General features: G+C 64.3%; 7 protein-coding genes and 2 pseudogenes. 8 read left to right on the forward strand and 1 reads right to left on the reverse strand.

Annotated features, from left to right (window positions below; all coding sequences use genetic code 11):
* The 4 genes and pseudogenes from LI94_RS25100 to istB form a co-directional block, all read left to right on the forward strand.
* Positions 1 to 575: pseudogene (locus tag LI94_RS25100) on the forward strand (hypothetical protein); the annotation flags it as partial.
* Positions 576 to 1764: 1189 nt separating this feature from the next.
* A pseudogene (locus tag LI94_RS23260) lies at positions 1765 to 1868 on the forward strand (transcriptional regulator); the annotation flags it as partial.
* A gap of 203 nt (positions 1869 to 2071) precedes the next feature.
* Positions 2072 to 3613 (forward strand): IS21 family transposase, encoded by a 1542-nt coding sequence (gene istA, locus LI94_RS17345; RefSeq protein ID WP_046301960.1) that lies wholly within the window; start codon positions 2072 to 2074, stop codon positions 3611 to 3613.
* A gap of 58 nt (positions 3614 to 3671) precedes the next feature.
* Entirely contained in the window at positions 3672 to 4427 is a 756-nt protein-coding gene (gene istB, locus LI94_RS17350; protein WP_046301961.1) for an IS21-like element helper ATPase IstB, read from the forward strand.
* Positions 4428 to 5424: 997 nt separating this feature from the next.
* Here the strand turns inward: istB and LI94_RS17355 are convergent.
* Entirely contained in the window at positions 5425 to 6084 is a 660-nt protein-coding gene (locus LI94_RS17355) for a TetR/AcrR family transcriptional regulator (RefSeq protein WP_046301966.1), read from the reverse strand.
* A 204-nt stretch (positions 6085 to 6288) separates the two neighbouring features.
* Here LI94_RS17355 and LI94_RS17360 point away from each other — a divergent pair, with 204 nt between their 5' ends.
* From LI94_RS17360 to LI94_RS17375, 4 genes are all read left to right on the forward strand, one after another.
* Positions 6289 to 6747: a PaaI family thioesterase gene (locus LI94_RS17360; protein ID WP_082105800.1), complete on the forward strand. Its 459-nt coding sequence runs from the start codon at positions 6289 to 6291 to the stop codon at positions 6745 to 6747.
* 90 nt (positions 6748 to 6837) lie between these two features.
* Positions 6838 to 7272: a DUF6188 family protein gene (locus LI94_RS17365; RefSeq protein WP_046301962.1), complete on the forward strand. Its 435-nt coding sequence runs from the start codon at positions 6838 to 6840 to the stop codon at positions 7270 to 7272.
* A gap of 105 nt (positions 7273 to 7377) precedes the next feature.
* Positions 7378 to 10416, forward strand: a complete 3039-nt coding sequence (locus LI94_RS17370; protein WP_230987647.1) for an MMPL family transporter — start codon at positions 7378 to 7380, stop codon at positions 10414 to 10416.
* A gap of 341 nt (positions 10417 to 10757) precedes the next feature.
* Positions 10758 to 11351 (forward strand): recombinase family protein, encoded by a 594-nt coding sequence (locus tag LI94_RS17375; protein ID WP_046301964.1) that lies wholly within the window; start codon positions 10758 to 10760, stop codon positions 11349 to 11351.
* Positions 11352 to 12231 lie beyond the last annotated feature (880 nt).

Raw genomic sequence — 12231 nt, forward strand, 5'->3', positions numbered from 1 at the left:
CCCTCCTTAACTACGCTCGCGGCGGTGACGGCGGTCTAGGCGGCAACGCCGCCTCCCTTTTCGGTAACGGCGGCAATGGTGGCGATGGCGGTGCCGGTGGTGACGGCACTGAGCTGGGTCCCCAGGGCCGCGCTGGTGGCGATGGCGGTTTCGGTGGTAGTGGCGGGCTCTTCTCCGGCAACGGTGGCAACGGTGGTGATGGCGGCGCGGGCGGTGACGCCGCGACACTGTATTTCCCCGGGGGCGATTTCCCTGGGGGCGCTGGCGGTGTTGGCGGTTCCGGCGGTAGTGGTGGGTTCTTCTCGGGCAACGGCGGCAACGGCGGCAACGGCGGCAAAGGTGGCTACGGTGGCGACTACAGCGGCCCCGGCGCCCTCCTTAACTACGCTCGCGGCGGTGACGGCGGTCTAGGCGGCAACGCCGCCTCCCTTTTCGGTGACGGCGGCAATGGTGGCGATGGCGGGGCCGGTGGCAGGGCCGGCATGGGTGCCATGGGCGGCACGAGCGGGTCCATCTCCGGTCTCCATGGCGACTGGGGAGTCTCGGGGCGGCCTGTCAGTCCGGGCCTCAGCTAGAGCGTGACCGCCGTCTCGATCCCTTAGTTCTGGACAGCCCGGGCAGGTAGGGCCGCTGTCTCGATTCTTCGTAGTTTCGAGAGACCGCCTGGCGGCGACGGTGGACGGGGCGGCAATGGCAAATCCAGGTGCCGATCGCCAGTGGCAACAGAAGATCAGCCCACGTTAGGACAACGAAGTGAAGAAAATCAGGAGTGGGGCAGCGGTTTTTGGATCAATGATTGGGCTCGGGCTGGCATGCGCACCGACCAGCCATGCTGACAAGGCACAGGCATTCGGCGACGCCAACCACGAGGTGATCTGCAACTTTGTCGGCCAAGAGCCGACCGCCCACGGCATCTGGGCCGCCATTTCAGTTCTCTTGACAGAACAAAGACCTATCTACTCTGACGGTGGCCTCAACTACCGACAGATGCAGTCGGCAGTCGGTTATGCGATCAATGGTCACTGCCCCAAGTTCAGCGCCGCCTACTCCGAGTACAGGTCTCAGTACAGGTAAACGGGGTCCGGTACGTGTGCCCCGAACAGTGAAGGATGATCATGGCGCATCGCCCCTCTTCGTTGCTCAAGTCCAGTCGGCTGAGCCACTCGGGGCCCCAAAGGGACCCGTCGTGAAGTTGCGGGAGGGCGGACGGCGGAGGCTCCAGAAGGCCACCATCGCAATGTTGCTGATCGGCCCCCTCGCAGCTGCAGCTCCGGCGACGTGCAGCACGGATGGGTGTGATGCCGGATGCTTCATGCTCGGCCCGGGAAGCTCCGAATACAACCGCTGCATGTCTGGTTGCCAACACAAGGGCTCGGCAGGCGGAACACCCAAGACAGGCCGTCCACCGACAATCACGGACCCTCAAGATATCCGCCCGGTCACCATGGAGGACGTCTACGCGCTCATCTGTAATGATCTTGGTGTCAATGGCGTATCAGTCCCGAGCGTCACCAAGATTCACTACAGGCTGATGGACGACCCCGACTATCAATACACCGCCCGTGAAGCGGGGCTCACAGTCAGCAGGGCCGTAGAAAACCTATGTCCGAAATACAGATCCGCACTGATCGAGGCGACGCGCCAGGCGTTATCTAGGTAGCAGCAGCATCCGTCTCGCCCCCACCGGCGGCGGGGTCGTCGTGGTCGGTGTATTCCTCGCGTGAGTGCAGAACCGTGTCGTTGTTGAGCAGTTGCACATCGCCGGGCCTAGTGATCTCGGATCGCCGTGGGATGAATGTCTTTCACCAAGTCCGCCCAGATGCACTGCAAGCGCTAGCACTGGGCTGGACCCCGGATGCTGCACATAACCGACTCCGAACCGAATGTCAGCGGTCACGTATTTCCCCAGGTTTGAGGGGTTGTCCGTCACGTAATTCCCCACCTGCCGTCACGTAATTCCCCACCCCGGGGTGTGTCGGGTGGGGTTGGGGTGCTGCTCAGGTTCGCTCCGTTCAGGTGCCCCGCTCCGGGGGCCTGGAAGGGGCCTGAGGTGGCAAGGAGAGCGTGGACCGTGACCGACTTCGTGGAGATGTTCCGACACTGGAACGCCGGCCGATCCCAGGTGCAGATTCATGAGGCACTGGGCATCGACCGCAAGACGATCCGCAAGTATTTGACCCCGGCGCTGGCCGAGGGGCTGATGCCAGCGCCTGATGGGTCGTTCGACGAGGAGCTGTGGCGGGCGCGGATCGCGCGGTGGTTCCCTGAGCTGGTCGACCCGACCGCACGGGCACTGACCTGGCCGCTGATCGCGGTGCACCATCAGTGGATCAAAGATCAGCTTGCGGCGCCAGTGACGGTGGCCACCATCGCCCAACGGCTACGCGACGACTATCACGTCGATGTGTCGGAGTCGACGGTGCGGCGTTACATCACAACAGCTTTCGCTGAACAACGCCTCGAAGGCAAGGCCACTGTACCGCGGGGCGCTGTCGAACCCGGCAGTGAAGCCCAGATCGACTACGGCAGGCTCGGCATGTGGTTCGACCCGGAGGCGGGGCGTCGGGTGGCGGTGTGGGCGTTCGCGATGATCCTGGCGTGCTCACGGGCCCTGTTCGTCCAGCCGGTGCTGCGGATGGATCAGCACTCGTGGAACGCCTCGCACGTGGCGGCATTCGAGTTCTTTGATGGTGTTCCAGCGCGGTTGGTCTGCGACAACCTGAAAACCGGGGTGCTGCGGGCGGATCTGTATGACCCACAGATCAACCCGGCCTACGCCGAGCTCGCCGCGTTCTACGGCACCCTGATCGACCCCGCGCGGGCACGAAAGCCTAAAGACAAGCCTCGCATTGAGCGGCCGATGCCCTACATTCGGGATTCGTTCTTCGCCGGGCGGGAGTTCACCAGCCTGGAGCAGATGCAGGCCGAGGCGCTGCGGTGGTCCACCGACGTCTATGGCGTCCACAAGCACCGCGGCCTGGACGGTCAGAGGCCAGCATCGGTGTTCACCGCGGTGGAACGCGATGCACTGATGCCGTTGCCGCAGCGTCGATTTGAGTCCGTGACCTACACGGTTGGCACCCTGGCACCGGACTGTCATGTCAAGTCGGGCAAAGCGTTCTACTCAGTACCGTGGCGGTTGATGGGCCAGAAACTGCTGGTGCGCACTGCAGGTGATGTGGTGCAGATCTTCCACAGCGATGCGGTTGTGGCGACCCATGTGCTGCATCTGTCGGGCCGATCGACCAACTACGAGCACTACCCGCCGAACAAGATCGCCCATACCCTGCGCAACGTGACGTGGTGTCGCACCCAAGCCGAGCAGATCGGACCTGGTGCCGTCGCGATCGTCGCCGAACTGTCGGCGGTCAACGCCATCCACCGACTGAGGGCCATCCAGGGGATCATCCGGCTACGCGACAAATACGGTGACGCCCGCCTGGACGCGGCGTGTGCTCGCGCACTGGCGATCGACGATCCGGGCTACCGCACCGTCAAGGGGATCCTGGCCGCCGGTACCGAATACGGCGAGGAATCGCCGCGGCCTACCACCCCGGCAGTGCCGGCGTTGCTGCGCGGCCCCGCCGCCTTTGACACCGAACGTACCGCCTGACGCTTACTAGCCGCTAATCCTGCTCTGCGCCAACTCGATTCAACAAAGGACTACCGTCATGACCATTCACGACCCCAGCCTTCGTGCCGCACTCAAGACTCTCAAACTGACCGGCATGCTCGACACCCTCGATGCCCGCCTGGCCCAAACCCGCGACGGGAAACTCGGCCACCTGGAATTCCTGCAGGTGCTCTGCGAAGACGAAATCGCCCGCCGCGAGACCGCCGCCCTGGCACGGCGAATACGGCGCGCCCGCTTCGAACAAGCCAACACCTTCGAGGACTTCGACTTCGCCGTCAGCCCCAAGTTGCCCGCCGCGATGCTGCGCGATCTGGCCGCACTGCGCTGGCTCGACGCCGGCGAATCGGTGATCCTCTACGGACCCGTCGGAGTCGGCAAAACCCATGTAGCACAAGCACTCGGACACCAAGTAGCTCGACGCGGCGGCGACATCCGCTTCGTCAAATGCTCCCGAATGCTCGCCGACCTCGCCGGCGGTCACGCTGACCGCACCATCGGCCAACGCATGCGCGAATACACCCGCCCCCTGGTCCTCATCGTCGACGACTTCGCCATGCGCGAGCACACCCCCACCCAAAGCGACGACCTCTACGACCTGGTCTCCGACCGCGCCATCGCCGCCAAGCCGCTGATCCTGACCAGCAACCGCGCCCCCAAGGATTGGTACCCGCTGTTCCCCAACCCCGTCGTCGCCGAATCACTGCTCGACCGGCTGATCAACACCAGCCACCAAGTCCTCATGGACGGCCCCTCCTACCGGCCCCGCAAGCGCCCCGGAGTCACCACCACCTGACACCGACCGCCAACCCCGCTACCCTCACCACCAGCAGCTCCCAACCTGGGGAATTACGTGACGACTACCCCTGGGGAATTACGTGACCGTCGACACGAAATCTCTGCCGCCATCATCGTGACGCAGCAAGGACCAAAGACGAGGCCACAGAACTCAGCAGGCTGCGCGTTGCCCAACTGGGCATCCTCGACGACGGCCGGATTCCGCCGAGACTATTTTGAGCCCCGTGGACTTCTCGATCATCAGCACCTCACTCGGCGCGCTGGGCATCGGCTCGCTGATCACTCAGTATCTGCTGTCCAGCCGGGAGCGTCGAGAAATACGCTGAGGTGTACTCAAACACCTCGCAGAGGTTGAGGAGGCGAGATGGGCGGGCGGCCCGGATGAGGTCAACTACCGCCTGTTCCGGAAATCTCTTCATGAATTAGAGACTGCGGCTCTTGTTGCACATCTCCCCCAGCGAGCAGTGCACCACTACATTGTATTCGCGCAGGCGGCCCGGTCAGCCACTCAGGAATTCGCCGATACACATGGCTACGACGAAGAAGTCGGCCCAGTATTGTTCAACCCCCTGGGCGAGGTGGTCACGACCTCGGCGCAGGTCGTAACCCGGCTAGCCTGATCTCCGCTGTTGGGCAGAGTCGGACTGTCTTGGCGACTCAAAAAGCTACGTGAACGAGCCACAACATGCGATACCGACGCGTTGGGCTACATCACCGGCGCACAAAGGTTATTCGGCGACCTGTAGGGTCTCGTGCTGCGTGTCGTGTGCCGGGCGAATGACCTGGTGATATGCCGAGGCTCTCCGTTAGTGTCAGCTGGTTTCTGCCTCAGATCCCTGTCATTTCCACACTGAGTCTGTTTTCCATGCTGCCCGTGGACGTCTGGCCTGGTGTTGAGTTCGGTGTTTCAGATCACCTTGCAATCTGGTTGATGGCGTTGCCGTTCGATGTGGGCAGATCCTTGCTTGCCTATTTTCGGTCGAACGGAATCACTTCTAGTCGATAGGTTTCAGGCGTAGGGATTGAGTCTGCGTTCGTTGGTGCGCGGCCAGGAAGTCGTCGACGATGCGGGCGCAGTCGTGTGCGGTGATGGATCGCAGGCCGGTCATTCGTGCGAACGCGAGTGGTCCGATGAGCTGGCACAGCGCAAGATCCGGGTCCAGGCCGTCGAACTCAGCAGCGGCCTCAATGTCTTGCAGGATGGCGTCGAAGGGCTGCCGGTATTGGTTGATGACCCGCGCTCGCAGCGCCTGCGGGGCATGTTCGGTGCTGGCGTGATCGATTGTGGTCGGGCCCAGGGCGAGCCAGGCCAACATGGTGATGTGGGCTGGGGCGTCGGCGAACAGCGCGGCCTGCCGGGTGAGCAGTTCGATGAGCCGTTCGCGCAGTGTCCCACTGGCCGGCGCGGGCGGGGTCACTTGAGGTAAGAGTCGCTCGAAGGTGGCCGCGAGCAACTGCGATGAGCTGCCGAAATGGCGGTAGAGGGTGGTGCGGGCCACCTTGGAAGCTTTGGTGACTGCCTCGATGGTGACGGCTTCGATGCCACCGCTGCTGAGCAGCGCGGTCGCGGCGTCGAGCAAGCGGTTGCGCGACCGGGTCCGGCGGGGGTCGATATCGTCGTCATCAGGGGCCGGCGGTACCTGCTCGCTGCTCACACCCACTCACCTCGCTGCATTCCAGATTCCCGACCAATTGTGCGCGCCCCCGCGCGTAGCGCGTACCGTACCAACAGTAGCGCAGCGAAACTATGTGTACCGAAGGTGTCGTTGATGGCTGATCACTTACCGCATCAAGACGTCGCGTCCGGCCGCACGGACGCGGCACGGCCCGAGTTGCTGCCCGCACATACCCCAACGTGTATGGGTTGCGGGCCGCAGAATCCGCACGGTCTGCAGCTGGTGGCTTACCGCAGCGGCGACACGGTGTACGCGGACGTGACCTTCGACGAACGCCACATCGGGGCGCCCGGTCTGGCGCACGGCGGGGCGATCGCCGCCGCCTGCGACGACGTACTGGGGTTCGCGCTGTGGATTGCCGGCGCGCCCGCTGTGACACGCAGCCTGACCGTCGAGTATCTCCAGCCGGTCGTGCTGCATCGATCCCACCGCATCACCGCGCGCATCGCCTCCCGGGAAGGCCGCGTGCTGGACATCGGCGCGACCGGCACCGACCCCGAGGGGCTCACCCGATTCACCGCAAGAGCGGTGTTTGTCGTGGTCGCCGTCGATCACTTCGCCGCCTATGGAGATGTAGCCGCGTTCGAACATCTTCTTCGGCTGCTCGGGGACACCGGGGCGCCGAGCGATCCGGGGTCCTGACCCGAAGCCCATAACGATATTGTTAGTAGCGCAGCGCTACTTGTCGTACCATTTCAGTGCAGACCGGTTGGGCGTCGACGGAGGTGCGTGATGTACGCCACGTGGATCGAAGGTTGCACCGTGCAGCGGATGTCGTTGCAGGGTGATCTGGTGTTGAGCTTCGATGACGCCAACGAGGTGGTCATCAGTTGCCTGCTGTGGCTTGCGCTGCCCGCTAGCGGTGAGTTTCCGGCCGAGGAAGTGCTCATCGATCCGCGTGAGGTCGCCGCCCACCAACGTCCGCTACTGGATCTGGCGGGTGCCGTGTGCACGAAGGCATGCCACGACGATTCCGGTCGGCTGCACCTGAGCTTCTCCAACGGCCTGCGTATCGAAGTCAGTGCCCATGAGCGCGCCACCGCCTGGGAGCTCTACGGCAAACACCACGGTTACATGGCGTGCCTGCCGCACGGCAGGGTCAAGGTGGTCCGTCATGACATCCCCGACGACGAGGACGACGATTCCGGTGCAACGACCCCCAACTAAGGATCGTCGTCGTCGACGGCCAGGCCCTTGTGGCCAGTGCCAGCAACTTGTATGGGCGCAGGCACGGTGAGTGTCGACAACCCCGGCGGTGCGGGCACAGTAACCATGCCCCGCCGGCCCCGCAACGGCGTGGCCGATCCGGGCGAATCCAGTGAGTACAGCAGCCGGCTAGCGGCACTGGCCGGGTTCACGGTGCGCCATAAAGCACTGGTCATCGGCGGCTGGATCGCCGTCGCCATGCTGCTGGCGCTGGTGTTCCCGCAGCTGGAAACCGTGGTCCGGCAGCAGTCGGTGAACCTGATTCCCCGCGACGCGACGTCGTTTCAGACCGTGGACCGGATGAGCGCGGCCTTCGGGGAACAGGGCTCCAAAACGATGCTGGTCGTGGCGATGGAAGACCCCGACGGCTTCACCGCGCCGGTGCGCAACCGCTATGAGCAGTTGGTGGTGCAGCTGCGCGCCGATAGCGACCATGTCTTGCTGGTTCAAGATCTGCTCGCCGACCCGGTCACTGCGGCGCATGCGACCAGCTCGGACGGCAAAGCCTGGTATCTGCCGGTGGGTGTGGCCGGCACCCTGGGTGACCCCAAGGCTGCCGAATCCGTCCAAGCCGTGCGCGACATCGCCGCCGGCGTATTCGCCGGTTCACCGACGATCGTGCACGTGACGGGCCCGGCGGCAACCTTCAACGACCAGATCGCCGCCGCCGAACACGACCTGCTGCTGATCTCGATCGCCACCGCCGCGCTGATCGCACTAATCCTGCTGATCGTCTACCGGTCGGTGTTCACCGCCTTGCTGCCCCTGCTGGTGATCGGGGTCAGCCTGGCCGTCGGCCGTGGTGTGCTGTCTGCCCTCGGCGAAAGCGGCATGCCCGTCTCGCAGTTCACCGTGGCGTTCATGACGGTGATCCTGCTCGGCGCGGGCACCGACTACACGGTGTTTTTGATCAGCCGGTACCACGAACAGCGCCGCGCACACGTACCCGCCGATCAGGCCGTCATTCATGCCACCGCCAGCATCGGGCGCGTCATCCTGGCCTCGGCGGCCACCGTTGCGCTGGCCTTTTTTGCCATGGTCTTCGCCCGCCTCAGCGTTTTCGCTGGGCTCGGTCCGGCCTGCGCGGTCGCCGTGCTGGTCGGATTCCTGGCCACTGTCACCTTGCTGCCGCCGGTGCTGGCGCTGGCCGCCCGCCGTGGAATCGGCGAGCCGAAATCCGATCGAACCCGCCGCTACTGGAACAGTGTGGCTGTCGCGGTGGTCCGCCGGCCGGTGCCGCTGTTGGCCGCGAGCCTAGTCATCCTCGTGGCCCTCGCGGCGGTCGCGACCACGATGAAGATCAGCTACGACGACCGCAAAGGCCAGCCCGCCACCACTGCCAGCAACCAGGGTTACCAACTGCTGGATCGCCACTTCCCCAAAGACGTCGTCATCACCGAATTTCTCGTCGTGGAAAACCCCGACGATATGCGCACCAGCAAAGGGCTGGCCGACCTCGACGAGATGGCCTCCCGAGTCGCCCAAGTACCCGGGGTCACCAAAGTCGTCGGCATAACCCGCCCTACCGGCACCCGCCTCGAACAAGCCCAACTGTCCTGGCAGAACAGGCAGATCGGCGACAAGATGGCCGACGCCGTGTCCGACGGCGACGCCCGAAAAGGCGACCTCGCCCAACTCACCGACGGCGCCGATCAACTCGCCGGTGGCCTGGCCCAGCTCGATGCCGCCCTGCACGCCATCTTGACCCCGCTGTCGGGCGTACTGGCCCGCGCCCAATCCGGTGACACCCTGCTGTGGTCATCTCGACCGTTGCTGCAAGAACTTTCGGCCACCGCACCCACCATCGACCAAGCCATCCAGTCCGGCCCCGGACTACGGACACGGGCGGGTCAAGCCGAAACCGCCCTCGCCGTGCTGGCCCCTCTCGTCGATGGCCTCAACAGTTCGGGATGGTGTGCCACCACGCCGCAATGCGCGCAAATCCGTGACCAGGTCCAGATCCTGGTGAGCTTGCGCGATAACGGATTCTTCACCGAAGTCGCCACCCTCGGCGACCGCTACAACCCCGACACCGACGCCACCATTGCCGGCACCCTCTCCGACATCCAAACCGCCGCCGCAGCGCTCGACAGGGCCTTCGGAGCCCCAGGGGCTCCTGCGGATGATCCGGCCGGCACCATCGGACGGCTTCAAGGCGGCATCAGCCAACTCGCCGCCGGGGCGCAGGCGCTGGCCGCCGGTGTGCACGCCCTAGCCGACAGCAACATCGAAATGCTGGCTCGGATGGGCCAGGTCGCCGCCCAACTGCAGAACTCGGCCCGCGCCAGCGCCGACTCCGACGCGGCGAGCGGTTTCTACCTGCCCAGCAGCGCCTTCGACAATCGTCAATTCACCGACGTCGCCAAACAGTTCATCTCACCCGATGGCAAAACCGCCCGCTTTGTCGTCGAATCCAACTACGACCCCTACAGCGCGCAAGCGATCACACTCGCCCACCAGATCGTCGAAACCGCCGACGCCGCCCGCCCGAACACCACCCTGGCCAACGCCACTATCGCCGTTGCCGGGTTTCCCGCCGTCAACTCCGACATCCAGCGGCTGCTGTCGGCTGACTTCACTCAAATGGCCATCAGCACCCTGGTCATCGTCGGACTCATCCTCGTCCTGCTTTTGCGCGCCCTGCTCGCCCCGCTGTACCTGCTGGGGACGGTCGTGCTGAACTACCTCGCCTCATTGGGCATCGGCGTCCTGGTCTTCCAATGGGGACTCGGCTACGAAATCGCGTGGCCCGTGCCGTTGCTGGCGTTCATCATCCTGGTAGCCGTCGGCGCCGACTACAACATGCTGCTCGTCTCACGGTTGCGGGAGGAATCCAGACACAACATTCGCGTCGGGGTACTGCGCACCGTCGCCCGCACCGGTTCGGTCATCACCTCGGCCGGAATCATCTTCGCCGCCAGCATGTTCGGACTGATGTTCGGGTCCATCGCGATCATGATCCAAGTCGGCCTCGTCATCGGCTGCGGGCTCCTGCTCGACACATTCCTCGTTCGCACCCTCACCGTCCCCGCCATCGCCACACTCCTCGGCGAAGCCAGCTGGTGGCCCCAACACAACCGACGATCAACAACCACACACCGATAACTCCACAACCAGCTGGGACAGGCGGACATCACGCCGGGCTTCAGCGAGCCGCCGCTCACGCCATCAGTGCAACCAACATTCGTCCCCCACACATGCATCTACATGACATGACACCACCGCTGAGAAAATGACATCAGCGGTGGGCCCAACACGACCTTCCAGCGCCCTTGGGAGATTCCTGATCCGACATGAACTCGCCCTAGTCGAACCGTCTCGATTCTTTAGTTCCGAGACGCCCCCACGGACCGATCCCTCCCACCGCGTATTCACAGGTGAAAATTCTCGAAAGTTGTCTCGTATCAGAACAGTGACTGACGGACTTTCGAGATACGATAATGGGCATGACCGTCGTAACCGCCCAGACCACCGGCCAGCTGTTGGGCTACGCCCGGGTGTCCACCGGGCACCAGTCCCTGGATGCCCAGGCTGACGCGCTCACCGCCGCCGGTGTCGATGCAGACCGCGTCTACAGCGACAAGCTAACCGGCACGTCGACCAAGGAGCAGCGCACCGGCCTGGCCGGACTGCTGAACTACGCCCGGCCCGGTGACACAATCGTGGTCGTCGGGATCGACCGGCTGGGCCGCAGCGCCGCCGAGGTCATGTTGACCATCAAGGACCTTCTGGACAGTGAGGTGGTCATCCGGTCGCTGCGCGAAGGGGTGGACAGCTCCACTCCCACAGGCAGGGCTGTCCTGGGCATCATGGCCAGCCTCGCCGAGCTGGAGCTGGAGCTGGGTCGAGAGCGTCGAGATGCGGCTAAGGCTGCGCGCAAGGCCCGCAACTTACCCATCGGACGGCCTCGGGCGCTGTCCCCCGACCAGATCGCGCTGGCCGAGCGGATGCGTGCCGCAGGCGAGCCGGTGCCCGAGATCGCCAAAACCCTCGGTGTCAGCCGCCCCACGATGTACCGACTGCTGGCCGAAAAGGGCTAACTTGCCCCTGCCAGGCACTGAGGACCCCGCAACGGTCTGCAGCTACCGGGCCACCTCAGGCGCGGGTGTCATCTAGGTCATCGACCGTTGCTGGGATTGCCGGTTCGCCAGTCGGGTCTAGCCGAACACGCGCCAGGTAGTTGCCACCAGGTCCGGGCGCGCCTGCAGTCGCAGGTCTCAGCGCAGCTAGATCGAGAAGGTTCGGTATCCCTTCCACCTCGCCCCAGGCCCATCCGCAAGCCGCGTCAGGGTGCAGTGCCATCGCCCGCCGGATATCTTCGATATGCCGTTGGTGTTCCGCAGTCACGGTGAAGGCATCGGCGACTATCCACACACGCAGGCCCGAGCTGAGTGTCATTCGGCCTACGTCCCCGATGACGTTGTTGATCGCCAATCCAGCATCAGGTTCCCCGAGGAGTACGTAGAACCGGAGATGCTCCGGCGGTGTCGGGGCCGGAAACCATAGAATCGGGCCGCCATCACTTGGGCGACGCTCATTGAACGGGGCCGTGAAAGTGATGGCGGGAGTTAGGATTGCCGCCGCAAGTCTCCAGCCCGGCCACCGGTCGGCAGGAACATCCCAACGGGCCAAAACTCGGTCGGAGCCCTCTGGCAGATGGCGGGCGGCGGCTTGGGTCGTCAATGCCATGCGCCACCTTCTCGGGTGAAGGCTCAGCTTCATATCCTTCATCATCGAACGCGTCCCGATGTAGATGTCGTCGCTGTTTTTCGCCCCAGTCACAACCCAGGTCAGCGAACGGCGGCCATCAGGACACCCGGCTGCCCAGCGGATTGAGCCGTCCCGGTAAGTCCGGAGACTCCCGATCTTGGGAGGATTCGAGTTATGGGACGTGCAAGCAGGTATCCCGCTGAGCTTCGA

It is taken from the genome of Mycobacterium sp. UM_Kg27, from assembly GCF_000972905.1.
Classification (GTDB): Bacteria; Actinomycetota; Actinomycetes; order Mycobacteriales; family Mycobacteriaceae; genus Mycobacterium.